This window comes from Streptomyces solicavernae (genome assembly GCF_029968095.1).
Classification (GTDB): Bacteria; Actinomycetota; Actinomycetes; order Streptomycetales; family Streptomycetaceae; genus Streptomyces; species Streptomyces solicavernae.
Genome location: NZ_JASCIR010000012.1, coordinates 120,557 through 147,228, shown reverse-complemented (window position 1 = coordinate 147,228; position 26,672 = coordinate 120,557). Strand labels below are relative to the sequence as shown.

At 69.6% G+C, this 26,672-nt stretch carries 20 protein-coding genes; 9 read left to right on the top strand and 11 right to left on the bottom strand.

The annotated features are described in order from the left end of the window. Positions 1–2: 2 nt before the first annotated feature. From hpaE to QIS99_RS16555, 3 genes are read right to left on the bottom strand one after another with little or no spacing between them, the layout of a single operon-like run. Positions 3–1,502, bottom strand: coding sequence for a 5-carboxymethyl-2-hydroxymuconate semialdehyde dehydrogenase (gene hpaE / locus QIS99_RS16565; RefSeq protein WP_282514148.1), 1,500 nt, complete (start codon positions 1,500–1,502; stop codon positions 3–5). Positions 1,503–1,524: 22 nt separating this feature from the next. Then, positions 1,525–2,445 carry a 4-hydroxy-tetrahydrodipicolinate synthase gene (dapA, locus tag QIS99_RS16560; protein ID WP_282514147.1) on the bottom strand — a complete coding sequence of 307 codons (921 nt, stop codon included), beginning with the start codon at positions 2,443–2,445 and terminating at the stop codon, positions 1,525–1,527. A gap of 34 nt (positions 2,446–2,479) precedes the next feature. Beyond that, on the bottom strand, positions 2,480–3,913 hold the full coding sequence (locus QIS99_RS16555; protein WP_282514146.1) for a fumarylacetoacetate hydrolase family protein: 1,434 nt from the start codon (positions 3,911–3,913) through the stop codon (positions 2,480–2,482). Positions 3,914–4,168: 255 nt separating this feature from the next. On the opposite strand from QIS99_RS16555, the gene QIS99_RS16550 reads away from it, so the two are divergent. From QIS99_RS16550 to QIS99_RS16530, 5 genes are all read left to right on the top strand, one after another. Beyond that, on the top strand, positions 4,169–4,909 hold the full coding sequence (locus QIS99_RS16550) for an alpha/beta fold hydrolase (RefSeq protein ID WP_282514144.1): 741 nt from the start codon (positions 4,169–4,171) through the stop codon (positions 4,907–4,909). A 54-nt stretch (positions 4,910–4,963) separates the two neighbouring features. Continuing rightward, entirely contained in the window at positions 4,964–5,638 is a 675-nt protein-coding gene (locus tag QIS99_RS16545) for a GntR family transcriptional regulator (protein ID WP_282514143.1), read from the top strand. A gap of 81 nt (positions 5,639–5,719) precedes the next feature. Beyond that, complete coding sequence (locus QIS99_RS16540; protein ID WP_282514142.1) at positions 5,720–6,850, top strand: phosphotriesterase family protein; 1,131 nt, start codon at positions 5,720–5,722, stop codon at positions 6,848–6,850. Beyond that, positions 6,847–7,917: a phosphotriesterase family protein gene (locus tag QIS99_RS16535; protein ID WP_282514141.1), complete on the top strand. Its 1,071-nt coding sequence runs from the start codon at positions 6,847–6,849 to the stop codon at positions 7,915–7,917. Before QIS99_RS16540 ends, QIS99_RS16535 begins: the two co-directional genes overlap by 4 nt. A gap of 49 nt (positions 7,918–7,966) precedes the next feature. Then, positions 7,967–8,971, top strand: coding sequence for an alpha/beta hydrolase (locus QIS99_RS16530; RefSeq protein WP_282514139.1), 1,005 nt, complete (start codon positions 7,967–7,969; stop codon positions 8,969–8,971). Between the two features lie 7 nt (positions 8,972–8,978). On the opposite strand, the gene QIS99_RS16525 is transcribed toward QIS99_RS16530, so the two are convergent. The 3 genes from QIS99_RS16525 to QIS99_RS16515 form a co-directional block, all read right to left on the bottom strand. Further along, on the bottom strand, positions 8,979–10,241 hold the full coding sequence (locus QIS99_RS16525; protein ID WP_282514138.1) for an arginine deiminase: 1,263 nt from the start codon (positions 10,239–10,241) through the stop codon (positions 8,979–8,981). Positions 10,242–10,284: 43 nt separating this feature from the next. Further along, on the bottom strand, positions 10,285–11,739 hold the full coding sequence (locus QIS99_RS16520) for a basic amino acid/polyamine antiporter (RefSeq protein ID WP_282514137.1): 1,455 nt from the start codon (positions 11,737–11,739) through the stop codon (positions 10,285–10,287). Positions 11,740–11,965: 226 nt separating this feature from the next. Beyond that, positions 11,966–12,898, bottom strand: coding sequence for a LysR family transcriptional regulator (locus tag QIS99_RS16515; protein WP_282514136.1), 933 nt, complete (start codon positions 12,896–12,898; stop codon positions 11,966–11,968). 95 nt (positions 12,899–12,993) lie between these two features. On the opposite strand from QIS99_RS16515, the gene mdlC reads away from it, so the two are divergent. The 3 genes from mdlC (at position 12,994) to QIS99_RS16500 (ending at position 17,411) form a co-directional block, all read left to right on the top strand. Further along, positions 12,994–14,574, top strand: a complete 1,581-nt coding sequence (gene mdlC / locus QIS99_RS16510; protein WP_282514135.1) for a benzoylformate decarboxylase — start codon at positions 12,994–12,996, stop codon at positions 14,572–14,574. Between the two features lie 98 nt (positions 14,575–14,672). After that, complete coding sequence (locus QIS99_RS16505; RefSeq protein ID WP_282514134.1) at positions 14,673–16,127, top strand: benzaldehyde dehydrogenase; 1,455 nt, start codon at positions 14,673–14,675, stop codon at positions 16,125–16,127. A gap of 51 nt (positions 16,128–16,178) precedes the next feature. Then, the gene (locus tag QIS99_RS16500; protein ID WP_282514132.1) at positions 16,179–17,411 is read left to right on the top strand and encodes an MFS transporter; all 1,233 of its coding nucleotides are present in this window, start codon (positions 16,179–16,181) and stop codon (positions 17,409–17,411) included. Positions 17,412–17,479: 68 nt separating this feature from the next. On the opposite strand, the gene QIS99_RS16495 is transcribed toward QIS99_RS16500, so the two are convergent. From QIS99_RS16495 to QIS99_RS16475, 5 genes are all read right to left on the bottom strand, one after another. Beyond that, complete coding sequence (locus QIS99_RS16495; protein WP_282514131.1) at positions 17,480–20,434, bottom strand: DUF7507 domain-containing protein; 2,955 nt, start codon at positions 20,432–20,434, stop codon at positions 17,480–17,482. Positions 20,435–20,555: 121 nt separating this feature from the next. Continuing rightward, entirely contained in the window at positions 20,556–21,305 is a 750-nt protein-coding gene (locus tag QIS99_RS16490; RefSeq protein WP_282514130.1) for a Crp/Fnr family transcriptional regulator, read from the bottom strand. Between the two features lie 187 nt (positions 21,306–21,492). Further along, positions 21,493–21,984, bottom strand: a complete 492-nt coding sequence (locus QIS99_RS16485; protein WP_282514129.1) for a hypothetical protein — start codon at positions 21,982–21,984, stop codon at positions 21,493–21,495. 333 nt (positions 21,985–22,317) lie between these two features. Next, a complete protein-coding gene (locus QIS99_RS16480) occupies positions 22,318–23,892 on the bottom strand; it encodes an APC family permease (RefSeq protein WP_282514128.1) in 1,575 nt (524 codons plus the stop codon). Between the two features lie 104 nt (positions 23,893–23,996). Further along, positions 23,997–24,929 carry a LysR substrate-binding domain-containing protein gene (locus QIS99_RS16475; RefSeq protein ID WP_282514127.1) on the bottom strand — a complete coding sequence of 311 codons (933 nt, stop codon included), beginning with the start codon at positions 24,927–24,929 and terminating at the stop codon, positions 23,997–23,999. 104 nt (positions 24,930–25,033) lie between these two features. Here QIS99_RS16475 and QIS99_RS16470 point away from each other — a divergent pair, with 104 nt between their 5' ends. Next, positions 25,034–26,638 (top strand): aminotransferase class I/II-fold pyridoxal phosphate-dependent enzyme, encoded by a 1,605-nt coding sequence (locus QIS99_RS16470; RefSeq protein ID WP_282514126.1) that lies wholly within the window; start codon positions 25,034–25,036, stop codon positions 26,636–26,638. The last annotated feature ends 34 nt before the right edge of the window (positions 26,639–26,672 follow it).

Sequence of the window (26,672 nt, the reverse complement as noted above, 5' to 3'; positions counted from 1 at the left end):
GGTCAGGACGCGCCGAAGCGGGGTGTGTGGGCCTCACCGAGCATGACGTGGACGATCTTCGACTCGGTGTAGAAGTCGATGCTATGTGCGCCGCCCTCCCGGCCCAGGCCGGATGACTTGACCCCTCCGAACGGGGTGCGCAGGTCGCGTACGTTGTGGGAGTTGATCCAGACCATGCCGGACTCCACGGCGTGGGCGACGCGGTGTCCGCGCTTGAGGTCGGATGTCCATACGTAGGCCGCGAGACCGTACTCGGTGGCGTTGGCCAGTTCGACGGCCTCGGCCTCGTCGTCGAAGGGGGCCACGGCGACGACCGGTCCGAAGATCTCCTCCTGGAAGATACGGGCGTCGCGGGGCACGTCGGCGAAGACGGTGGGCTGGAGGTAGTTGCCCTCCGGAAGGTGCGCGGGACGGGATCCCCCGGCCAGCAGCTTCGCCTCGCGCTGTCCGGTCTCGACGTAGTCGAGCACGCGTGTGTAGTGCTCGGGGTGCACCAGCGCACCGACCTGGGTGGTGGGATCGGCGGGCGGTCCCACCCGCACACGTTCGGCGCGTTCGGCCAGGCGGCGGGTGAACTCCTCGTACACCGGCCGCTCCACGAGGACGCGCGAACCGGCGGTGCAGCGCTCGCCGTTGAGTGAGAACACGCCGAACACGACCGAGTCCAGCGCTGCGTCGAGGTCGGCATCGGCGAAGAGGACGACCGGGGACTTGCCCCCCAGTTCCATCGATGTGGTCTTCAGGTGTGCCGCCGAGCTGCGGACGATGTGCTTGCCGGTGTCCGTGGAACCCGTGAAGGAGATCAGCGGCACCTGCGGGTGGTCGACCAGTGCCTGGCCTGCCTCCTCGCCGATGCCGTGCACGATGTTGACCACTCCGGCCGGCAGACCGGCGCCCTCCAGGATCTCCGGCCACAGGCCGGCGGAGAGCGGAGTCCACTCGGCGGGCTTGAGGACCAGGGTGCAGCCGGAGGCCAGCGCCGGAGCGAGCTTCCAGCTCTCCAGCATGAACGGCGTGTTCCAGGGCGTGATGAGGCCCGCCACTCCGATCGGGGTGCGCACGACGTAGTTGATCTGCTCGTCGCCGACCCGGAACGCCTCTTCTCCGAGTCCGACGATGACGTCGGCGAAGTAGCGGAAGTTCTCGGCCGCCCGGCGGGCCTGTCCCCTGGCCTGGGTGATGGGCAGGCCCGAGTCGAAGGTCTCCAGAGCGGCCAGGCGCTCTTCGCGCGCCTCGACTCCGTCGGCGATCCGGTACAGGATCCGGGCCCGTTCGCGGGTCCCCAGCTTCGACCACGCGGGGAAGGCCGCCCGGCCCGCGGCAACGGCGCGGTCCACGTCCTCGGGGCCGCCTGCTGCGGCGGTTGCGTAGGGGGAGTTGGAGACGGGGTCGCAGACGGCGAAGGTGCGTCCGTCGGCGCTGTCGAGGAGTTCGCCGCCGATCCAGTGCCGGATCTCGCCGGGCAGGTCGTCGGGGCGGCCCGTGGGCAGGTCTGTGGGCATGGCGTCCCTTTCCGTTGGGGTGTCAGAGCTGCTGGGTGAGGTCGCCGCCCTCGGCGAGCAGGGTGCGGATACGGGCCAGTCCGTCCTCGGTGGGCGACGTGAGCGGCGGACGCACCCAGCCCGAGGCGATCCGGCCCTGCTGCTCCAGGACCCACTTGGCCGGCGCGGGGTTGGTCTCGACGAACAGCAGGTCGACCAGCGGATGCAGCCGGTAGTGCAGGTCCCGGGCGGCGTCGGACTCACCCGCCTCCCACAGTTCGTACATGCGGGCCACCGCCGTCGGCGCGAGATTGGCCACCGCGGAGACGAAGCCGGCCCCGCCCAGGGCGAGCAGCGGCAGGCAGAGCAGTTCGATCCCGGACCACACCAGCAGGTCGCGGCCGCAGGCGTGCAGTACGCGGGAGAAGTGCTCGAAGTCCTTGGTGGTCTCCTTGACACCGACGAAATTGTCGAAGTCGGTGTACAGCCGCCGCACCGTCTCCGGTGCGATGTCGACGGCGGTACGGGACGGCACGTTGTAGGCGACGAGGGGCAGGCCGGGGAACTCGCGGGCCACCGTGGCGTACCACTGGTACAGCGCTTCCTGGGTGGGCCGGGCGTAGTACGGGGTGATGACCAGGGCGGCGTCCGCGCCCAACTCCTGGGCGGCAGCGGTGATCTCCAGGGTCTCGTCCAGCTTGTGCGACCCGGTGCCGGGGAGGAACGGCACCCGGTCGCCGATCTCGTCCACGGCGGTCCGCAGGGCGGCGATGCGTTCGGCTGTGGTCTGGGCGGACGGCTCTCCTGTCGAGCCCCCCAGCGAGATGCCGTGCGAGCCGGATTCCAGCTGCCAGCGGATCAGGCCCCGCAGGCTGTCGTGGTCGACCGCTCCTTCGTCGGTGAACGGTGTGACGACGGGGGCGATGGAACCTCGGATGGTGGCGGGGTCGGTGCGGAACTTCATGGGCTGCTCCGTTGCTGGGTGGGAGTGCGTGTGCTCATGGCTGGGTGCTGCGCCACTGCTGGTAGGCGGCCTGCCAGGCCGGGCCGAGCGGGTACAGGCCCTGGACCGGTTCGCCTGCGGCCACCTGCTCGGCGATGAAGCGCTCCTGGCGTTCCTGTTCGACGCTGTCGGCTACAAGCTGCCCGGCCAGGTCCGGCGGGACGACGACGACGCCGTCGGCATCACCGACGAGGATGTCGCCGGGTTGGACGAGCGCGCCGCCGCATGCGAGGGGGACACCGGTGTCCCAGGGGATGTGGCGGCGTCCGAGAACTGCGGGGTGCTCTGCGGCGTAGTAGGTGGGCAGACCCAGGTTGGCCACGGCGGTGCTGTCCCGCAGCGCGCCGTCGGTGACGATGCCCGCCGCTCCGCGCATCTGCGCCCGCAGCGCGAGGATGTCGCCGATGGTGCCCGCGGTGGGATCGCGCCGCGCGTCCATCACGAGCACCTGTCCGGGGCGCAGTTCCTCGACCGCGCGCTTCTGTGCGTTCATGCCGTTGCCGAACTGCTGGAAGAGGTCTTCCCGCAACGGCAGGTAGCGCAGAGTGTGTGCCGTTCCGACCAGTTTGTCGCCCGGGTCCGCGGGGCGGACGCCGTCGATGGTCATGTGCTGCAGGCCGCGCTTGCGGAGTTGGGAGCTGAGGGTGGCGGTCGCGAGGCCGCGCAGCGCTTCGGCGATGTCCTCGTCCAGGGCCGGTGCGCTCGCGTGGGCCGCCCCCCAGGCATCGGCGCGCAGAGCATCGTCGACGCGAGGCATGGCGCCCCAGGCCGCCAGGTCGTGGTCGGCGTCGGTCACCGTGTTGCGCAGTCGGCCGCTGGAGATCCCCCCGCCGCCGCTCACTTCCACCTCGACGACATCGCCGGGCGACACCACGGATGCCCCGGCCGGCGTGCCGGTCAGGATGACGTCGCCGGGCTCCAGCGTGACCAGGCGCGTGAGGTCGGCTATCAGGTCTCCGAACGGGAAGAGCAGCGTCGAGGTGTCGGCGTCCTGCACCAGTTCGCCGTTGACCCAGGTACGCAACCGCAGTTGGGCCGGGTCGAGTCCGGCGGCGTCAAGGAGCCGGGGGCCGACAGGTGTGAAGCCGTCGGCCCCCTTCGAGCGCAGGTTGGAACCGCGGTCGGCATGGCGTAGGTCGTAGGCGCCGGCGTCGTTCGCCGCGGTCACCCAGGCGACGTGCTGCCAGCCCTGACCGGGTTCGACCCGGTGCGCCCGACGGCCGATGACCAGGGCGATCTCGCCCTCGAAGGCCATGAGTTCGCAGCCTTGTGGGCGGGCCAGTACGTCGCCGCTGCCGGACAGCGAGGAGGGAGGTTTGAGGAAGTAGGACGGCTGTTCGGGGATGCGGCCGCGTTCCCTGGCCCGGCACGGGTAGTTGAGGTGGACGGCGATGATCTTCGACGGCTGGGTTCCCAGCGGATGCGGCATGGGACTTCTCCTGAGCGTGAGCGACATCAGGCGTTGGTCGAGAAGGGGCGGCGCCAGTCCGCAGGGGCGGTGGCGGGGCTCCCGGGCAGGGACGGCAATGGGCTTCCTGGTCCCGACCGGAGCAATAATCGTATACGTTATCATGCATGATCTAGTCATGAAGATGCACCGTTCCACTCACAGGAAACGGCACTCTCCAGCTCGACTTGGCATCTAAAATCGCATATGAACGCCGACCAGAGGAGCACTCTTCCGATGCGCAGCCGAACCGGCCTGACCGTCCGTAGCTTCACGCCCGCCCGCGCAGGCGAACTGCCACCCGTCCTGCTGGTGCACGGCTTCGCGTCCGACGGCGTCCAGGACTGGGTGGAGACCGGGATCGCCCGGGCCCTGACCGAGGCCGGCCGATCGGTCATCGTGCCCGACCTCCGGGGCCACGGGAGCAGTCCGGCCCCCTCGGCCGCCCGCGAGGTCGACGCCCCCGGCCTCGTCACGGACCTGGTGACCGTGCTGGACGAGGCAGGCGCCGACACCTTCGACGTGGTGGGGTACTCACTGGGCGCCAGGCTCGCCTGGGAGTTGCCCGAGGCGGCGCCCGGCCGGTTGCGTCGGGCGGTCCTCGGCGGCCTCAGCCCCGCCGAACCGTTCGAGGCGGTGAACGTGCAGGAACTCCACCAGGCCGTGGCGGACGGAACCGAACCCACCGACCCGCTCACCTCGGCGATCACTAACCTTGTACTCACCCATGAGGCTCGGGCGGCCGGGCTGGCTCTGTGCGTCGAGGGACTGCGCAGCACCCCCTTCACACCGCGGTCCTGGAGCGGGCGGACTCCCCCCGTCATCATCGTCGGGAAGGACGACGCCATGGCACGGGGCATCGAGCGGGTCCTCGACCTCCTGGGCGCGGGTGAGCTGATCACCGTGGCCGGTGATCACCATGAGATCCTCGGCGGTGCCGCATTCCGCCCTACGGTCCTGGAAGTCCTTGCGCGCTGACCGTACGAGTACACCGCCGCCGCTCCGCGCGGCCGGTCCAGTGAGGGGACACCGATGAGTGCCACCGACAAGCAGACCCGAGCCAAGGGATCGAAGGCCGAGGTCAGTTACGAGCTGCTGCGCTCCCGCATCCTCGACGGAACCTACGGCCCCGGCTACCGGCTGGTCCTCAGCCAGCTCGCGCGGGAGACCGGGGTCAGCACGATCCCTCTGCGCGAAGCCCTGCGCAGGCTGCAGTCCGACGGCCTTGTCGAGGTCGTCCGCAACATCGGCGCGCGAGTGGCCGTGTTCGACGCCGCTCAGGTGGAGCACTCGCTGCAGGTCCTGGCACGCCTGGAGGGTTACGCGACCGCGATCTCCGTGGCGCACATGACAGCGAAGCACATCGGCCGGTCGCGCAAGATCAACGCGCGCCTGACGAAGGCCCTGGAGGACTTCGACCCGGCATCGTTCACCGCCCTCAACCGGGAGTTCCACTTCTCCGTCTACGAGTGCTGCCCGGACGCGCACCTCGTCTCGCTCCTGGAGGCGGAGTGGGCACGGCTGGACCACATGCGCCGCTCCACCTTCAGCTTCGTCCCCGGCAGGGCTCGCCGTTCGGTGACGGAGCACGAGCGGATGCTTGAGCTGATCGAGAAGCGAGCGCCGGCACAGGAGATCGAGCGCCTCGCCTGTGCTCACAAGATCGCGACCGCTGACGCGCTGCACCAGGCCCACACCGGGTCGTAAAGCTGTCTGGGTGATTCCTCCGCGACATGCGCGTGAAATTATCGTATACGATAAGGCATCTCATCTGTTAGCTTGCCGTGCATGCCCACCACCGATTCGACTGCCGGTAAGGCGACCGCGCCCAGCCCCGGCGGCACCGTCGTCACCGTCACCGGCGAAGTCTCAGCGGACGCGCTCGGTGCCGTACTGCCCCACGAGCACCTCCTGAGCAGCTTCGCCACGCCGGGCGATACGGCCGAGTCCTGGGCGGCTGTAGGACGCACACGTCCCACAGCCGCCAGTCGGCTCAAGTTCTACCGCGCTCCCCTGACGATGGAACTCCTCGGCGAGGTCATCATGGGGGCGCCCAACCGGGACAACTGGCTGCTCGATGATGAGGAGCTCGCCGCAGCAGAGGTCACGGCCTTCCAGCACGCGGGTGGCACCACCCTCGTGGATGTCACCACCGTCGGTCTGGGCCGCCGACCGGACGGACTGCGCCGGATCTCCGCAGCAACCGGCCTCAACATCGTCATGGGGGCAGGCCGCTACCACCCGGCGTGGACCGCCGGTCCCGACCGCCCCGGCCCCGGCCCCGGCCCCGGCCCCGGCCCCGAGAACCTGACCGACGAGATCGTCCGTGACCTCACCGTAGGCGTGGACGGAGTGCGGGCGGGCATCATCGGCGAGCTGGCGGCGCTCGATCCGCGAGAGCCGGCCGAGCGCACCATCCTCATCGCGGCGGCACGGGCGTCGGCGGCCACTGGTGCCGCGATCTCTCTCAGCCGATCCGAGGACGCCGACACCCAGCAGCGTGTACTCGACCTGCTCGCCGAAGAAGGAGCGGACCTCGCCCGCGTTGCCGTCGGGCACTGCGACGCACTCTCCCCTCGCCTCGATGAGCTCGAACCCCTCCTCGAACGCGGGGTGTTCGTACAGTTCGACCAGCTAGGACGACTGCCCACGGTGTTCAGCACCTTCGACGACCAGGACGTCATCACCGCCGTGCTGGAGCTGGTCCGCCGAGGCCGCACCGCGCAGATCCTCCTGTCCCACGACGTCAACTCCAAGGCCCAGCTGCTCGCGTACGGCGGAGGCGGCTACGGCTTCCTCCTGCAGCAGCTGCTCCCCCACCTGAAGATGCGCGGGGCCGCCGATGCCCTTCTCGATTCCCTCACCGTGCACAACCCCGCGCGCCTGCTCGCCATCGCGGACCGGAAGGCCGACTCGTGAGCCGATACCCGTTCAAGATCCCGAACCTCGCCGGCCAGGTTCTCACCGTCACCGGTCCCGTGGAGCCGTCGACGCTGGGCGCCACGCTCATGCACGAGCACATCTTCGTCGACCTGCGGCGACCACCGCACTCCCGACGGCCGGGCGAGGACTCCCCGCAAGCCGCCGAGCCGCTCACCCTCGCCGGGCTCGCCCGCACCCGCCACGGACACCCGAATGCGGACAACGACATGACCGGCGACTTCGACGAAATGCTGTCGGAGGTCCTCGCCTTCGCCCACACCGGGGGCCGAACGATGGTGGAGGTCTCTCCCCTCGGCCTCGGCAGAGACCCCGAATCCCTCCTGCGCCTCTCCCGTGCGAGCGGGCTCAACATCGTGATGGGCAGCGGCTGGTACACCCCGGCCTTTCACCCGTCGGACATGGACCGGCGCGACGTCGACGAGCTCGCCGACATCATCGTGCACGATGTCGTGACCGGCGCGGACGGCACCGGCATCCGCTCGGGCATCATCGGCGAGGTCGGCGCGGAGACGTCGCCCCTGACCGGCAACGAGCTGAAGAGCGTACGGGCGAGCGGACGGGCGAGCCGCATGACGGGCGCCCCGGTCACCTTCCACATCGGCGGCGTCGGCGAGGACAAGTTCCGCGTACTTGACATCCTCACGGAAGAGGGCGTGCCCGCGTCGAACATTGTCCTGGGCCACGGCGGGGAGATTCTGGCTGACCCTTCGCTGGGCCGGCGCGTCCTCGCGCGCGGTGTCTTCGTGGAGTTCGACTTCCTCGCCTCACCGGGCAGCCCGTGGGGGCATCTCGTCCTCACCAGCGATCACAAGGTCGCCCGCGGCATCGCGGAACTGATCGAGCACGGTCACGCACACCAGATCCTCCTCGGCCACGACGTGTGCCAGAAGGTCCAGCTCAAGAGGTACGGCGGCCAGGGGTACGACTACATCCCCCGGTACTTCCTTCCTGCCCTGAGCCGTCTCGGGGTCAGTGAGGAGGCCCTTCGCATGATCATGATCGAGAATCCCGCGCGAGCGCTCGCCTTCGCCGAACCACAGTGATCCTGACCGCCCTTCACGTCGTCATCCGCTCACCCGAGAAGGAGTCCCCATGGGCATCTCGCCCGTCCCGTTCGACCCTGCCCTCGGCGCGGTGCTGGCGGCCATGCCTCGTGGCGACGGCCCCAGCCCCTCCGTCGACGCCATCCCGGAGATGCGCGACACCGCCTCGGCCCTCCCCCTGCCGTCAGTAGCCGAAGTCATCGGCGACCGGGAGATCGACGTCGAGGAACGCACGATTCCCGGCCCCGCCGGCGCCCCGGACCTCGACATCACCGTATTGCGCCCCCGGCACCTCGATGCACCCGCACCGGGCCTCTACAACATCCATGGCGGCGGCATGATCAGCGGCCACCGCGATCAGGACACTCCTCGCCTCGCCGACCTGGTCGAGGAACTCGGGGTGATCGCGGTCAATGCCGAGTACCGCCTCGCCCCGGAGAATCCCGACCCGGCCCCGGTGGAGGACTGCTACGCCGGTGTGAAGTGGCTGTCGCAGAACGCCGCCGAACTCGGTGTCGACCCCAGACGCATCGTCGTCATGGGAGGCAGCGCAGGCGGTGGTCTCTCCGCCGGAGTCGCGCTGCTGGCACGTGACCGGGGCGGACCGTTCCTGGCCGGGCAACTGCTGCTGTGTCCCATGCTCGACGACACCAACACCACCCCCTCCAGTCATCAGTACGACGGCATCGGGACCTGGCAACGGGCAATCAACATCGTTGGGTGGCAGGCGTTGCTGGGCGACCGGGCGGGCGACCCGGCCGCCAACGTCTCGGTGTATGCGGCCCCCTCACGGGCCACTGATCTGTCGGGCCTTCCGCCGGCGTTCGTCGAGGCCGGCAGTGCCGAACTGTTCCGCGACGAAGACGTGGAATACGCCTCCCGCATCTGGCAGGCGGGCGGGCAGGCCGAACTCCACATCTGGCAAGGGGCCTTCCACGGCTTCGACATCTTCGCTCCGGACCACGAGGTGACACGAGCGGCCAAGGCTGCCCGGCTCTCCTGGCTCCGTCGCGTCCTCGGCCTCGGACATCCCACGGCGCCCCGGCCCAGTTGACGTACGGTCAGAAGCCGACCGGTTCACGGACGATGGGGCATGTCATGCAATGGCCGCCGCCGCGCCCGCGCCCCAGTTCCGCGCCGACGATGGTGATGACCTCGACTCCGGCTTTGCGCAGCAGTGTGTTGGTCTGGGTGTTGCGGTCGTAGGTGAAGACGACGCCCGGTTCGAGCGCCACAGCGTTGTTGCCGCTGTCCCACTGCTGCCGCTCGGACGCGTAGACGTCGCCGCCGGTCTCGATGACCCGCAGCTTTGGCAGGCCCAGGCCCTTGGCAACCACATCGACGAAGGGCGTGGTCCCCTCATCGGTGATGTGGATGCCGGGCGCGGTGTCGCTGGGGCGCAGCGAGAAGGTGTGCACCGAGTCCATGATCCGGGGATAGAGGGTGACGATGTCCCGGTCGGCGAAGGTGAAGACGGTGTCGAGGTGCATCGCGGCCCGGAGTTTGGGCATGCCGGCGACGATGACGTGTTCGGCGGCTCCGTGCTTGAACAGTGCCGCGGCAACCTGTGTGATGGCCTGCCGTGAAGTGCGCTCGCTCATGCCCATGAGGACGACGCCGTTTCCGACCGGCATGATGTCGCCGCCCTCGAACGTGGCCTGGCCCCAGTCGAGTTCGGGATCGCCCCACCACACGGTGGAGCCTGCGAAGTCGGGGTGGAACTGGTAGACGGCCTTCATCAGGAGTGTCTCGTCGTGCCGCGCGGGCCAGTACAGCGGGTTGAGGGTGAGCCCGCCGTACAGCCAGCACGTGGTGTCGCGGGTGTAGAGGGTATTGGGCAGCGGCGGCATCAAGTACTCGCGTACGCCTGTGGATTCGCGTGCCAGGTCTACGTAGCCGGAGCGGAAGCCGTCGGGCAGGTCGGACGTCGCAAGGCCGCCGATGAGGAGTTCGGCGAGCTGGGGTGGTTCCAGCGTTTCCAGGAAGGCGCGGGTGTCGTCGATGAGTCCGACGCCGACTTGGTTGGGGACGATCTTCCGGTCGAGGAGCCACGCCCTGGCCTCGGGGATGGCCATGGTCTGTGCCAGCAGCTCGTGCAGTTCGACGACGTCGACGCCGCGCCGGCGCAGCTTGTTGACGAAGTCTGCGTGGTCCCGCTGCGCGTTCTCCACCCACATCACGTCGTCGAAGAGCAGGTCGTCCGAGTTGGTCGGTGTCAGCCGCTGATGGGCGAGCCCCGGCGCGCAGACGAGGACCTTGCGCAGCCGGCCCACCTCGGAATGAACGCCGTACGCGGGCTGGGACGGAGTGCTCGTACTGGTCATGGTGACCTCCTTGGGTAGGTGCCGGGGCGGGCAAGGGCGGGCGCTAGAGGCTGATCCAGCCGGTGGCCAGGGCGATGATCCCCATCACGGCGCCGATGACGGAGACGGCGAGGATGACGAGCTCACGGGGTGAGAAGAGGCGGCGGCCTTGTTCGCGTCGGGCCATCACGAAGAGGATCGTGGCCGGCGCGTAGAGGATGAAGGACACCAGAAGGAACCGGAGGCCGGCGGCGTACAGCAGGAATGCCGTGTAGACGGTGGCGATGGTCGCCATGGTGAGTTCGCGGCGCGATGTTCTGCCCCCGGCGGTGAGGGGGTCGGCGCGGGCCCCGATTTTGACCGCGAAGCCCGCGGCCAGCAGATACGGGATCAGGGACAGGGCGCTGGTCAGGTCGAGCGCGAAGTTGAACGCGTCGTCGGAGAACGCGGTGACGACCAGCACGATCTGGGTGAGCACGGTGGTCATGACCAGTGCGGGCACCGGCACGTCGGCCTGGCTTGCGCGGCTCAGAAAGCGCGGCATGTCGTCGTCCTTGGCGGCGACGAACAGCACTTCCGCGGCCATCAGCGTCCAGGCCAGGTAGGCGCCGAGGACAGAGACGATCAGGCCCACGCTGATGAATACCTTGCCCCAGGTGCCGACCGCTTCTTCCAGCGCGCCCGCCATGGACGGCTGGCGCAGCTCGGCGATCCGCTCCATCGGCAGGATGCCGTACGACACGATGACGACGGACGCGAAGATGGCGAAGACGCTGAGGAAACCGAGGATCGTCGCCCGCCCCACATCCTCACGGCGCTTGGCGTGCCGCGAGTACACGCTGGCCCCCTCGACGCCGAGGAACACGAAGACGGTCGCGAGCATCGTGCCGCGGACCTGGCTGAACAAGGACCCGGAGGAGTCGGTGCCGCCCCAGTTGCCGGCGAAGACGTCGGCGTCGAAGTAGAACAGCGCCAGGGCGATGAAGACCAGGATGGGCACGAGCTTCGCGACGGTGACGATCTTGTTGATCGCCGCGGCCTCTTTCACTCCGCGCCGGATCATGAAGAAGAACGCCCACAGGCCGAGGGAGGAGAGGACCACCGCCGTCGCCGTGTCGCCGTCGCCCAGGACCGGCCAGATCGCGCCGACCGTGGACATGATCAGCACCCAGTACGTCACATTGCCCACGCAGGTACTCGCCCAGTAGCCGAACGCGGAGAAGAAGCCCAGGTACTCGCCGAACCCGGCCTTGGCGTACGCGTAGACGCCCGCGTCCAGGTCGGGGCGCCGTACGGCCAGGGACTGGAACACGAAGGCGAGCATCAGCATGCCGGTGCCGGCGATCCCCCAGGCGATCAGCGCGCCCGCCACCCCGGTCTCCTCGGCGAAGCGCCGCGGCAGGGAGAACACGCCTGCGCCGACCATGGAGCCGACGACCAGCGTCGTCAGTGTGAACAGCGGCAACTTGGCCGGCGGAGGCGACTCCGGCTCGGCGCCGGTGGTGGCGGCTTGCGTCATGAGGCCCTCTCGCTCCGGCTACGCGCTGAACCGTCCGGGCTCCCTGCGCAGCGACAGCGTGAAGCTGCGTGCGTCGCACCTGAGCGCCAGACGAACAGTCAAACTTTCCACCAATCCGACCTCAGGGTGCACCTTTTATACGGCTATTGGCGGATAAATAGTGATGCTATCGGCGTGCTCCGCGCGGGCCGGGGCCGGACCTTGCCCGGAGCGTGGACCAGCGGGGTCAACCGGCCGTGGACGGTGGCAGTTGGGCGGCGCTCACCAGCGTGCCGAGGACCTCTGCCATGAACTGGACCAGCCACCGCTGGGAAGGGCTGCGCGACGACTCGTGGCGGGCGTAGAGAGCCACTTCCGTCGGTTCCGCCTCGAAGGGGAGCCTCACCAGCCGCACTTGGTGGGAGGCGGCGAAGACCTCCCCCACGTACTCGGGGACGATCGCGACCAGGTCGGTCTGCTCCAGCAGGTACGGCAGCATCGAGAAGCGGGTGGCGTCGACGGCCACCCGGTCCAGGAGCCCGTGTGCGGCGAGCACGGCCCGCGGGACGGAGTGGCCGCTGGGGCCCTCAACGGATGCATGGTGTTCGGCGGCCAGTTCCGGGAGAGTGACCGCGTCGCCCCGGATCCGCGGATGGCCGGTCGCGAGCATGCCCACGTAGCGCTCCCGGAACAGGGGGATGCGCACCATCCGGTGGGAGGTGAGGACCGGTGTCGCGACGAAGGCGTCGAGTTCGCCGCGGCGCAGCCGGCTCTCGGCGTCTTCCACGTCGAGCGGCCGGACGGAGAAGGAGGCGCCGGGCGCCCGCTCCCGCGCCGCCGCAAGGAGCCGGGGAAGCAGGCTCGTCTCGCCCAGGTCGGACAGCGCGATGGTGAATCTGCCCGGCATGGTCTCCGGGTCGAAGGAGTCGGCCTGGCGGGCGGTCCGGTCGATCTGCGCCAGGGCCGCCTGCAGCGGCTCGTACAGGCGGCGCGCCCCGGCCGTCGGTGTCAGCCCGCGTCCGGTGCGCCGGAACAGGTCGTCGCCGAAGTGCCGCCGCAGTTTCCCGAGGTTGTAGCTGACGGTGGGCTGGGTGACGTGCAGGGCGTCGGCGGTGGCGGTCACGCTGCTGGTCTCGTAGAGCAGCACGAACACGCGAACGAGGTTGAGATCCAGCGACATATAGATGGACTCTATATTGTGCGTCCTCAACATCTATTGGCGTGCATGTCACGAGGGTGCCTAGCGTGTCCGGCATCACTTCGAAAGGACCGCCCGTGCCCTCCGTGCGCCGTGTCTCCCATGAGTTCCTGGAGCGTCAGGGACTTACCACCGTCTTCGGCAACCCCGGCTCCAATGAGCTGCCGTTCCTGGCCGAACTGCCGGACTCCTTCCGCTATGTGCTCGGTCTTCATGAAGGCGCCGTGGTCGGTATGGCGGACGGGTACGCCCAGGCGACCGGCCGTCCCGTCCTCGTCAACCTGCATGCCGCGTCCGGTTCGGGCAACGCCATGGGTGCTCTGACCAACGCCGTGGCGTCCCGTACGCCGTTGGTGGTCCTCGCGGGCCAGCAGGTGCGGCCCGCGATCGGCCCGGAAGCGAACCTGGCCAGCGTCGATGCATCCGCGCTGATGAAGCCTCTCGTCGGCTGGGCCGCTGAGCCCGCGTGCGCGCAGGACGTGCCCCGCGCGCTCGCCCAGGCGCTGTTCGAGGCGGAGCTGCAGCGGCGCCCGACCTATCTGTCCGTCCCCTACGACGACTGGGCCGCCGAAGCCGGCGAGAACTGCCTGCCCGTCCTGGACCGGCGCGTCCGGCGCGCCGAGTCGCCCGCAGCGCAGCAGGCCGACTGGCTTGTCGGCCAGGTGCGAGCCGCGCGACGGCCGCTGCTCGTGCTCGGCGGGGACATCGACACGGCGGGACTCTTCGACGACGCGGTCGCGTTGGCCGAACGTCTCAACTCCCCCGTGTGGGCGGCTCCTTCACAGTTCCGGCTGCCGTTCCCCAACCGCCACCCGCTGTTCCGGGGCGTGCTCCCGGCCGGGATCGCGCCCGTGGCCCGTGCCTTCGAGGGGCACGACCTCGTCCTCGTCCTCGGTGCCCCGGTGTTCCGGTACCACGAGTACCTTCCCGGCCGCTATCTGCCGGAGGGAACGCGGCTGCTCCAGGTGACCGACGACGCCTCCGCCGCGGCCAGGGCGCCGATGGGCGAGGCCCTGGTCGCCTCCCCGGGCGCCGTCATCGACCTCCTGATGAAGGCCCTCCCCGCGCAGGCGACGCCGACCGGCCCGTATCGCAGCGATCCCGAGCCGGTCACGGCGAAGAGCCCGCACCTCCACCCGGAAGAGGTGTTCGCCGCGCTGCGTGACGAGATGCCTCGTGACACGGCCTACGTGGTGGAGTCGACGTCCACCAACGCGTCGTGGTGGAAGCAGATGGACCTGCGCCACAGCGGCTCGTACTACTTCCCGGCCGCCGGCGGCCTCGGCTTCGGTCTGCCGGGCGCGGTCGGGGTCGCCATGGGTCAGCAGGACCGGCCGGTCGTCGGCGTGATCGGCGACGGCTCCGCCAACTACGGCATCACCGCGCTGTGGACGGCCGCGCAGCATCAACTTCCGGTGACCGTCGTGCTGTTGCGCAACGGCTCGTACGGCGCCCTGCGCTGGTTCAGCGGGCTGCTGGGGGTACCCGACGCACCTGGCCTGGACATCCCGGGCCTCGACTTCACGCGTATCGCCGAGGGCTACGGCGTCCCCGCACAGCACGTCACGGGGGCGGAGGAACTGCGGGCCGCGCTCGCTGAGCGGCCCGGCCACCCGCGTCTCCTCCAGGTCGACACCGCGCTCACCAGCCCGTCCTGACGTCCGGGCCGTCCCAGCCGTGCGCTCCCGGACCCTCCCCTCGTAGTCCCACGGCGGACCGTCGCCCGTATCCGAAACACCTGCAGGAAGGCAACACGATGACACTCCTGGACAGCGCCGTCTGGGGCGGCAGCCACTACAGCGACACCTGGCGGCAGTCCCCCTCCACCCACACCGTCCGCGAACCCGCCACCGGCGCCGAGCTCGGCACCCTGGGCCTGGCCGACCCTGACGAAGCCCGCCGCGCGGCCGCCCGCGCCGCGGAGGCGCAGCGCGCATGGGCCGCGACCTCTCCTCAGCAGCGCGCGGCGGTACTGCGGCGCGCCGGTGAACTGTTCACCCAGTACGCGACGGAGATCGAGGACTGGCTGATACGCGAGGCCGGGTCGGTGCGCTCCAAGGCCGCTTTCGAAGTCCGGCTCGCCATGGGCGAATGCTTCGAATGCGCCGCCCTGCCCACCCACCCGCAGGGCGAGGTGCTCACCACTGAGGACGCGCGCTGGTCCCTGGCGCGGCGGCGTCCCGCAGGTGTCGTCAGCGTCATCGCCCCGTTCAACTTTCCGCTCATCCTCGGCCTGCGGTCGGTCGCCCCCGCACTCGCCCTCGGCAACGCGGTCCTGCTCAAACCGGACCCTCGTACGGCCGTCAGCGGCGGTGTCGTGATCGCGAGGATCTTCGAGGAGGCAGGACTGCCGGCCGGTGTGCTGCACCTGCTGCCGGGCGACGGAGCGGTCGGCCAGGCACTGGTGGAAGCTCCCGAAGTGCGGGTCATCTCCTTCACCGGCTCCACCCCTGTCGGACGTGCCATCGGTGAGCAGGCGGGGCGGCTGCTCAAGCGAGCCCATCTTGAGCTGGGCGGCAACAACGCACTGGTCGTCCTGCCCGGTGCCGACGTCCAGAAGGCCGCCTCCGCCGGTGCGTTCGGCTCCTATCTGCACCAGGGGCAGATCTGCATGACCACGGGCCGCCACCTCGTCCACGAGTCGCTGGTCGAGGAGTACAGCTCCGCGTTGGCGGCCAAGGCCAAGGCGCTGCCCGTCGGCGATCCGGCCCGCGACGACGTGGCCCTCGGGCCGATCATCGACCGCCGGCAGCTGGAGCGGGTCCACGGCATCGTCACCGACAGCGTTACCGCGGGGGCCACGCTCGCTGCGGGCGGTGAGATCGACGGGGCCTGCTACCCGGCGACCGTCCTGACGGATGTGACCGTGGACATGCCGGCCTGGCGTGAGGAGATCTTCGGACCGGTGGCGCCCGTGATCGGCTTCTCCACGCTGGAGGAGGCCGCACGCATCGTCGACGACTGCGAGTACGGCCTGTCCGTCGGCATCCTCGGGGACGTGGGCACGGCCATGAAACTCGCCGACCGCATCGAGTCGGGGAAGATCCACATCAACGAGCAGACAGTGGGCGACGAACCCAACGCTCCCTTCGGCGGCGTCAAGGCTTCCGGCACCGGCTCCCGCTTCGGTGGCGCAACGGCCAACATCGAGGCGTTCTCCGAAACGCAGTGGGTCACCGTCCGCCCCGACATCGCCGACTACCCGTTCTGATCCGCCCTTCCTCGCCCTCGTCCCTGTAGCCGCCCTGGGGGGTCACGCACCGTGATACGCAGTGTCTCGACACAGTCGCCGGGCAGGTCCGGCACCGACGCACGCACCGCCTGGACGGTGGCCCTGTGCTGGATCACCGTCCTGCTGGAGGGCTACGACCTCGTCGTCCTCGGCGCCATCATCCCGACCCTCCTCAAGACGCATCATCTCGGCATGACCGTCGGGGACGCGACGACCGTCGCGACACTGTCGCTGGTCGGGGTGGCCATCGGTGCGGTCTGTGTCGGCCCGCTGGCCGACCGGCTGGGGCGACGGCGCCTGCTCATCGGTTCGGTGGTGGTGTTCTCCGTCTTCACCCTGATCGTTCCCCTGGCGGGATCGGTCGCCGTGTTCGCCGCCCTGCGGCTCCTGGCCGGCCTCGGCCTGGGTGCGTGCATGCCGGTGTCCCTGACGATGATGGCCGAGAGCATGCCCGCCCACCGGCGCGCACGCGCCTCGACCCTGACGATGACCGGCTATCACACCGGCGCCGTGCTCACCTCACTGCTCGCCCTGCAGGTCACCGACAACTGGCAGATCCTCTTCTACGGTTTGGGTGTCGCCGGACTCGGCGTCGCCGTGCTCCAGTGGTTCCGCCTCCCCGAGTCGGCCGCCTTCGAGCAGGCGAGAGGCGCGGCCGCCGAGCGGGTTGCGTTCACCGAACTGCTCAAGCCCGCCCATCTCCGTGCCTGCCTCGGCATCTGGGTCGCGTCGTTCATGGGCCTGCTCCTGGTGTACGGGCTCAACACGTGGCTTCCGAAGCTGATGAACGAAGCGGGCTACCCGGTGCCCACCGCCGTCACCCAACTCCTCGTTCTCAACGCAGGAGGCGTCGTAGGACTGGTCGTCGGCGGTCTCCTTGCCGACCGCCGCGGTATCAAGCGCACGGCGCTCGGCTGGTTCGCGGTGTCCGTGGTCATGCTCGCGTTGCTCAGCGTGAAGATGGGCAGCGATCTCCTGCTGAACACGGTCGTGTTCCTGACCGGCGTGTTCGTCTTCTCCGCCCAGGTCCTCGTCTATGCCTATGTCACCGACTACTTCCCGGCGTCCGTCCGAGGCACCGCTCTGGGATCCGCCTCGGGCATCGGCCGCATCGGCTCCATCGTCGGACCGTCCATCACGGGTGCCCTCCTCGCCTCCGGCATCGGCCACCCGTGGGGCTTCTACTTCTTCGCCGCCGTCGCGCTTCTCGGCTTTACGGCCGTACTGACTCTGCCGAACCGGAGCCCCGCCGCATCGGGGTGAGAGGCGCCCCAGCGCGGGGGCACCGGGTTCCGCATGGATGAACCATGCGGAACCCGGCTCAGTGCGGGTCACTTGCAGTGCTTGCCGCCCCCCTTGCAGGGCCCGCCGCGCTTGTTGCCGAGGCTGGTGCTGAGGGTGGGCTGTTCCTTGGTCAGTTCGTAGGGGCCGGTGATCCGGTTCCCGGGCAGCACATAGCCCTCGGGCACATCGGTCTCCTGCAGGTAGTAGGTCCCCAGTTCGAGGTCGCGGAAGGTGCAGATGCCGTTGGCGTCCGTGGCGCAGCCTCTGCCGATGCGGGTGTCAGGGTTGTTCCCGCTGGTCTGGAGGCCGGGCACTTTGTTGGTCTCCTTCCACAGCTGGAAGACTGCTCCGCCCAGGGGCTTGCCGTTGTGCGCATCGGTCTTGTGCAGGGTGATCTTGCACGGACTGTCCTGGCATGGCTTCGGCTTCTTGCGGATCGTGATGGTGGCGCGGTCCGGTGCGGAGCGCACGCCGTTGTCACCCGTGGCGACAGCGGTGTTGGTGAGCTTCTTGCCCGCGTGGGCCTGGGGAACGGTGTAGGTGCCCGTGCAGGTAGTGCTCGCGCCGGGGGCGAGGGTGGTCGCGTTGCAGCTGATGCCGGAGACCCGGTCGTCCTCGACGGCAACTCCGGTCACCTCTGTGCCGCCGGTGTTGGTGACCGCGTAGGTGTAGACGACCTCGTCCCCGACCTCGTACGGGGTGGTGGCGTCGACGGCCTTCTCGATGCGCAGAGCGGCCTGCTGGGGCGGTTCGACGTCGACCCTCTCGTCGTCGGGTGGCGATTGCACGTCTGCCCCGTCGGTCCGTCCGTTGGCTACCGCGACATTGACGATCTCGCCCCGCTCGGCGTCGGCCTGGGTGACGGTGTAGGTACCCGTGCAGGTGGTGCTCGCGCCGGGGGCGAGGGTGGTCGACTCACAGCTGACGCCAAAGATCAGGCTGTCGTCCACCGAAATGCCGGTGACCTCCTCGCCTCCGCGGTTGGTGACCGTATAGGTGTACTGCACCTCGTCGCCGACGGTGTACGTGCGCGAGGTGTCCGCGGACTTACGCAAGTCCAGGGACGCCGGGAGCACGGTCGCGATGGTGGCGTCGTCCGGCTCGGACCTGACCGAGGTGCCATCCGCGGCGGCTTGGGCGGTAGCGGTGTTGGTGACGAAACCTGCTTCGGCGTCGGCCTGTGTGACGGTGTAGATGCCCGTGCAGGTCGTGCTGTCACCCTCCTCCCCCGCCGGAGCGAGGGTCTCCGCCTCGCACGTCACGTCGGTCAGGCGATCGTCATCGACGGTGACGCCCGTCAGCTCCAGGGGCCCGGTGTTGGTGACCGTGTAGGTGTAGGGCACCTCCTCGCCCACGCGATAGGCACGCGACTCGTCGGTCGTCTTCTCCAGCCGCAGTCCCGGCCCCCGCTGCACCGGCAGAGTGACCTCGTCGGGTGGGGAGTTCACATCCGTTCCGTTCGAGCGTCCGTGTGCGGTGGCGGTGTTGGTCACGGAGCCGGTCTCGGCGTCCGCCTCCGTCACCGTGTACGTGCCCGTACACGTCATGGTCTGGCCGACGGCCAGGGTGGTTCTGGGGCAGCTGATGTCATCGACGCGGTTGTCCCTGACGGAAGCGTCGGTCAGCTCGGTGTTTCCGCTGTTGGTGACCACGTACTCGAAGGGCACCCGGTCGCCAGGGGTCAGCGGCAACGGCAGTTCGGGGTCTCGCGACACCTGCTTGACCAAGTTGAGCTGCGGGAGCTCGGCAGCCGGATGCACTGCCACGTTCCGCAGCATGTGTACGTCGGTGAAAGACCCGGTCGACCCGGCGAAGCCGAACTTGTACGTGCTGGGGACCGGCTGTGGAGCCGGCTTGGAGAGCACCTGTTGGGTGCCGTTGCCGTCGTGGAAATTGATCCACACCGTTACCACGGGGTCCGGTGCCGGGGAGATTTCGACGGTGACCGTTCGCCGGGAGGGTTCCAGCAACTGTTCGGCCTGCTCGGGAGTGGCATCCTCCGGGATCGAAGTCGTCGGCCCGTGCAGTCGCCCCGGCAACGTGGAGGGCCAGGGCCCCGTTGTGGAGAAGTTGCTGGTGGTCGCGTCCAGGAAGCAGTAGCCCTCAGTCCCGTCGCCCGGACCGCGAAGCGTGACCATGTTGGGGCCAGGGGGCGGGACATGGTACGAGGTGCCGGCGGGCGAGCGTGTGCTGCACCCGTTGCCCCGCTTCTCCCAGTCACCGAAGAAGTTGCCCCACACGTCCAGCCCGACGCCTACGTAGCCGCTGTTGAGGCCCGGCAGGAACTCCTCGTCAGGGTCGCTCTCGGGCAGACTCTGCGCGTAGCCGAGGCTGCCGCCGAAAGCCCCCGGCCGCGTCAATGTGTCGGCGCCGTCGATCAGGAAGAACGACAGACCGTCGGCAGTGGGGTTGGTGGTGCCTCCGTACTGCCACTGATCGAACGATACGACCACACCCTGGTTCGCAGGCAGTGCATGGTTGTAGAGCACCGCGGCCGACTGGTCGTGGGACGCATCGGTCAGTCGCAGATATCCGTTGGGGGCCGCGTTGTTGGGCGGTACCGGCCCGGCGCCGCCCTGGGGACAGCCGGTGAGCGGGTGTGCGCCCCCACCGGGAGTTTCCTCCTCGGGTGCCCCGGTGAGGCAGGCGGGCCCGAACGCCTCGAAATCCGGGTCCGCACTCGCACCGGTGAAGGTCTCGTCCACCAGCGACGGTCCCACTGGTTGAGCGGCTCGCGCGCGGCCAGGGTTCTTCAGTTGGCCCTTCCCCTTGACCCGGGGCTCGGCCTCGTCGACTCGGGGCTTGGCCTGGGCCTGGCTGGAGTCGGCGGCGTAGCCGGGCGGCTGGGACGTGGCCGGCGGGCTGAGCGCGACGAGCAGCCCTGCGACGCCGAGACCGACGGTCGCACATCGACGTGCCCAGCCAACGGTCCCGGAATGCCGTCGATGCTGTTCTGTTGGCGTGTTCTGTTGGTGTGTATTTTTACGCTGACTCGGCGTCATGCGGCGTACGGTAGGGAGATTCCAGGAAGCCGGATCGGCAACACGCGCCCTGTCAGGACCGAACCACACCCCTGGTTGCGCTCCATACGGTTGTTCAAACGCCCGCTAGCCCGTCTCGTCGCTACCCCGTCTCGTCCCGGAGGCGTGCCGGGTCGAGGATGGTGATGCGGCCGCGGGCGAGGCGGAGGATGCCGTGTCCGGCGAAATCGTGCAGCGTTTTGGTGCAGGTCTCGCGGGAGGTTCCGGCCAGGGCGGCGAGCTGCTCGTGAGTGAGGGCGATCTGGGGGTGCCTGGCGGTCGGACGCAGGGGACCCGCTGCGGGTTGGGCCGTGGCGAGGGTGTCCAGGGTGGTGGCGATGCGTTGGGCGACGGTCTTGAACACCGTGTCGGACAGGCGCTGTTCGAGGTCGGCGAGGCGGCGGCCGAGGATCGCGGTGATACGGGCCGAGATGCGCGGGTCGGAGAGGAGGAACCGGTGCACGTCGGCTCGGCTCATCACGCAGACCGTGAGGTCGTCCAGGGCCTCGGCGTAGTTGTCGTACATCCGCTGACCGAGCAGGACCATCTCGCCGAAGATCGTGCCGGGGGTGACGATGGCTGTGGTGAGGGCCCGGCCGTCGGCGGAGACGCGGAAGATGCGGACGCGGCCGCGTTTGAGGATGAAGAGGACCTCACTGGGCTGGGTCGGGGAGAACACCAGCTCCCCGGCGGTGTACGTCTTCATCGGTGCGGCGTCGGCGATTCGGGCCATCTCCTGCTCGTTCAGATCGCAGAAGATGTCGACCTCGGCCAGGCACCAGTTCCGGTCGGCCCCCAGGCCGCCGGAAACTGCAGCGGCGTCGGGGTCGGCGTCGGCGTCGGCGTCGGTCATACGGGAAAGCTCCTCGCGTCGTCCGGGGGCCCAGGGCGGGGGCGCCGCGCCCCACGCCGGCCTGCCCAGCGCGTCTGCGCCGTCAGCCAGACAGTAAGGGGCGCCGCGGCCGGCAGGGGTGCCGCCATGCGGGGCGGTCCCTCGTAGAGACCGCCCGGCAAAGGGAGTTGACGTGGGGCGATCCCGTTCAGCCATGAGACCGGCTCAGCTGCTTCCGGCCGCGTGCCGTACCGGCGATGCACGCGAATGCGAGCCCGGTGAGCGCGCCGAAGACGAGGTGGGCGCCCAGGCTGGATCGGCTGACCGCGTTCCATTCGAAGACCGGCATGCCCATGTTCGCGGGCATGATCCACAGGGCGCCGACGGCCCACCAGACGGCGCCATAGGCGAGGCCGAGCACGACTGCGGGCATCATCGTCCGGGCGGCTCGGCCGAGGAGCGTGCCGAAGCCGATGCCTGCGAAGGCCGCGATGGCCAGGTGGATCAGCCAACCGACGAACGCGTTGGTGGAGCCGAGGAGCCCGGCCACCATCGTGATCATCGCGGTGTCCATCATCGGCCTGGACACCGACATCCAGATCCCCATCCCGACACCGCCGACCAGGCCGGCCCCCGCGCCCCATGCCTCGTACAGCGGGAGGGCGGCCGTTCTCTGCGGGAGCTGCACAGTCGTAGCCATGGTGATCGTCCTCCTTGGGACGGACGGCTTGCGCTCTGTGCTGCCGACGCTAGGACGGGCGGTCCGTGCTCGTATGTGAGCGCGCTTACGTACGCGGCGGTAGGCGGACGGTCGGGGAGACTTCGGGTTCAGCCCGGCCTGGATCTGGGTCGATCGTGCGGAGTCCGGCCTGGTACTGACAGGGCTGGTTCTGTGCCACCGGCCCGGCGCTCCGGTGTGGAGGCGGGAGGGGCTGAAGCCGGAGCTCCAGCTCCCTCCCCCGGCCGGACCGGCGGGCCGTATCAGGCTCTGCCGATGCGCGGCCGGTGCGCTGACGGTGCGTTGACGACGGTGTCAGCCCTGGTTGCGGGTCGCCGGTTCCAGGCCGGCCTCCTCCGGCGGCGCGGAGGTGAGGGCGGAGTCCGGCCGGTCGGCGGCCGTGCGCGCGAGGGCTGAATTGCGGCGGCCGAAGGCGAGGTAGAGGGCAGCGGCGAGCAGGAGCCAGCAGGCGAAGAGGATCCAGGTGATGCCGGGCAGGAGGTAGGCGAGGTAGAGGCAGGAGGCGGCCGACAGGATCGGGACCAGGGGGTAGAAGGGGACCTTGAACGGGCGGGGCGCGTCCGGGGCGATGCGGCGCAGCACGACCACGGCGGCCGCGACCGCGACGAACGCGACGAGGGTGCCCATGCTGGTCAGGTCCGCGAGGTACTGCAGCGGGACGAGCGCGGCGAGCGTGCCGACGCAGGCGCCGACGATCCACGTGTTGTGCGCCGGGGTGTGGCGGCGGCGGTCCACGCGCCGGAACACCTGCGGGACCAGACCGTCACGGGCCATGGAGAACAGGACCCGGGTCTGGCCGAAGAGGGTGACGAGGACCACGCTGAAGATCGAGACCACCGCACCCGCCGCCAGCAGCGTCGCCGGCCAGCCCGCTCCGGTCACGTCCCGCAGGATCTGCGCGAGAACGGCCTCACCGGCATCGGCCTGCTGGCCGAACTTCGCTGTCGGCTGCGCACCGACCGCGGCGACGGCCACCAGGATGTAGAGGACGGTGACGGTGACGAGCGTCAGCAGCAGAGCCAGGGGGATCGTGCGGCGGGGGTTCTTCACTTCCTCGCTGGCCGTGGCGACGGTGTCGAAGCCCACGTAGGAGAAGAACACTCCGGAGGCGGCGACGCCGATGCCGCCGAGGCCGTGGGGCGCGAAGTCGCTGAAGTGGTCGGAGCGGAAAGCGGTGAAGGCGACCAGGACGAAGACGAGAAGAACGCCGATCTTCACACACACGATGACCGCGTTCACGGTGGCGGACTCGCGGGTGCCCCGGGCCAGCAGCAGCGAGCACAGCAACACCACGACGAGGGCGGGGATGTTGACGTAACCGCCGGCTCCTGGGGGTTGGCTGATCGCGTCGGGAAGTGTGAACCCGAAGAGGGAATCGGCCAGTTCATTGACGTACTGCCCCCAGCTCACCGCAACCGTGGACACCGCGACCCCGTACTCCAGGATCAGACACCACGCGACGAGGTAGGCGGCTCCCTCGCCGAGGGAGGCGTACGTGTAGGAGTACGTGCTGCCCGCTACGGGGACGGTTGCGGCGAGTTCGACGTAGCACAGGGCCGCCAGGCCGGCGACGACTGCGGCGAGGGCGAACGACAGGATGACGCTGGGGCCGGCGTCGGGAACGGTGGTGCCCAGCACGAAGAAGATGCCGGTTCCGACGACGGAACTGATGCCCATGAGCGTCAACTGCCCCAGCCCCATGGAGCGTTGGAGAACCCGCGGCCCGCCGGCGGCTTCGCCGGTCGCGTCGGTGGCTTTGCCGGTAGCGTCGGCGGCTTTGCTGGTCGCAGGAGGGTCGGGTTGGTCGCTCTCGGCGATCATCACGCCCAGCGGTTTACGGCGGCACAGCTCGCCCAAGATGCGGCCCATGGCACTCCTCCTGATGGTCCTCTGCGGGACGGCGTAAAGGTTCCCGGGATCGTGCGGGACGAGAACGCGGCCGACAACATCAGCGAAGTACAAGTAGGCCCAGGTCAGTTGGCCAGAACGACAGGTTGACCCCACCCCTCGTCAATAAGTTGTGCCTGCACCGTGAGAGCCCTCAGAAGATCGTGCACAGCCGGTGCCGACGTGGTACGGAGCACCGCCGCACTGATCTCCCGCGCCAGCGCATCCCCTTCCAGAGGCCGCACGACGATGTCGGCCCGCGGAGCACCCAGCGCCAGGCGGGGCACGACCGCGACTCCCGCACCGGCGGCGACGAAGCCCTGCACCATCGCGTAGTCGTCCGTACGCAGGGTGTGCACCGGCTCGAAGCCGCGGCGCGCGCACGCCCGGGCGAGGAGCCGGTCGCACGGGTCGGCCGGATCGGCCGCGCCGATCCACTCCTCTTCCCGCAGCGCCTCCAGGGGGACACGGTCCTGGGCGGCGCAGGGGTGGCCCGGGGGGAGGGCGAGCAGCAGCGGATCGTGCAGGAGTGGGTGGAGGTCGAACTCGCCGTCGAGGTCGAGGCGTTCTCCCGGCTGCGAGAACACGAGGGCGGCGTGCAGTTGCCGGGCCCTCAGCCCTTCAAGGAGTACGGGCAGCTCGCCCTCGGTCAGCGACACGTTCACTCCGCCGGCGCGCAGGGACTTCACCGCGGGTGGGAGGAGGAGTGCGCCGGCGGTGGGGAATGTGCCGATGTGCAGGGCGCGGGTGCCCCGCTCGGCCAGGTCCCGCACTTCCCGCTCCGCCAGGCGCAGGCGTTCGATGACGGCTTCGGCGTGGGGCAGCAGCGTGCTGCCGGTCTCTGTCAGCTGTGCACCTCGCGGTCCGCGGCGTACGAGTTCGGTTCCGAAATGCCTTTCGAGCGTGGCGAGGTGGTGGGTGATCGTGGGCTGACTGTGGTGCAGTGCCCGAGCCGCGGCCGCCAGCGAACCCTCTTGGGCTATCGCCTTCAACACGTACAGATGGCGCAGTTCGAGCATCGCGGTTCGGGGTTCCTTATGAGTGCCGGTTATAGATCGTTTATGGAGTGGTGCAGGGAAGTACCGTATTCCTCTATGGGCCGCACCCTGACACGCTCACCGGCGTGAACACCAGATCCACCGCGCTTCCCCGCCCCGCACAGCGGCCGACCGGCCATGCCTCCGCTGCCGCACCCGCGCCCGCGCCCGTATCCGTACCCGAACCTGCGTCTTCGACGGCCGCGCCCCCGCCCACCGGACCCCAACCGCACGCCCCCTACGCCGAGGCCCTGCTCGCGCACGCGGGGCGGGACTGGCTGCGGCTCAACGTCCCCGGGCACGCCGCCGACGCATCCCGGTTCGCGTCCCTCGCCCAGCTCTTCGGTCCAGGTGCCCTTGCCCTCGACTTTCCGCCCCTCCTCGACGGCCTCGACCTCGGCGCCGCCTCGCCCCTCGCGCGGGCGCAGGAACTCGCCGCCGAGGCCTGGGGGGCGCGGCGTACCTGGTTCCTGACGAACGGCGCTTCCCAGGCCAACCAGATCGCCTCCCTGGTCACCCCGGCGCTGGGCGACACCCTCGTCGTGCAGCGCAGCGTCCACTCCAGCGTCATCGACGGGCTGGTCCTGTCCGGCCTGGACGCCGTGTTCGTCCAGCCCTCCATCGACGCCGAGCAGGGCATCGCCCACGGAATCGGCCCGGAGGCCCTGGCGGAGGCTCTCGCGCAGGCCCTCGCCGCAGCCTCGCGTCCGGCGGCCGCCTACGTGGTCTCCCCCAGCTATTTCGGCGCCGTCGCCGACATCCGCGCCCTCGCCGACGTGGCCCACGGCGCCGGCGTACCCCTGATCGTCGACGAGGCCTGGGGAGCGCACTTCGGTTTCCATCCCGACCTGCCCGGCAACGCCCTTTCCCAGGGCGCCGATCTGGTCACCTCCAGCACCCACAAGCTCGGCGGCAGCCTGACGCAGTCCGCCATGCTCCACCTCGCCGACGGCCCGTACGCCGACCGGCTCGAACCCCTCATCGACCGCGCCCACCGCATGGTGCAGTCCACCAGCGCCAGCGCCCTGCTGCTTGCCTCGCTCGACCTCGCCCGCGCCCAACTCGCCTGCGGTACCGCCGAGTTGGAGGCTTCCATCGAGGCAGCCGACCGCATCCGTCGTACCATTCGGCGCCTGGGCCGCTTCCGTCTCGTCAGCGACACCTTCGACCGCTACGACGACATCACCGGCGCCGACCCCCTGCGCATCGCGATCGACACCCGCCATGGCCACATCTCCGGCCACGAGGCGCGCAGGCTCCTCTACCGCGACCACCAGATCATGGTGGAGGTCGCCACCGACGCGGCCGTCGTCGCCGTCATCGGCGCGGGTTCCCAGCCTGATACGGAACGGTTCGTCGAAGCCCTCCACTGCCTCCCCAGCCCTCTCAGCGACGCCGGGCACCAGCCCCTGCAACGGCTACCCGCCCCGGGCCCCGCCCGCCTCACCACGCGCGAAGCCTTCCACCATCCGGCCCGGCTGCTCCCCGCGGCCGAAGCGATCGGCCACATCTCCGCCGACACCCTCGCCGCCTACCCGCCCGGCATCCCCAACCTCCTCCCCGGCGAAGTGATCACCCCCGAGGTGGTCGACTTCCTCCGGTACACGGCCAACACCCCCCACGGCCACATCCGCGGCGCCCACGACCCGCTGGTCACGCACCTGCGCGTCATCGACTCCGGCACACACTGAAGTTGGGCGACGCCACCGGGTTCGGGTGGGGCGA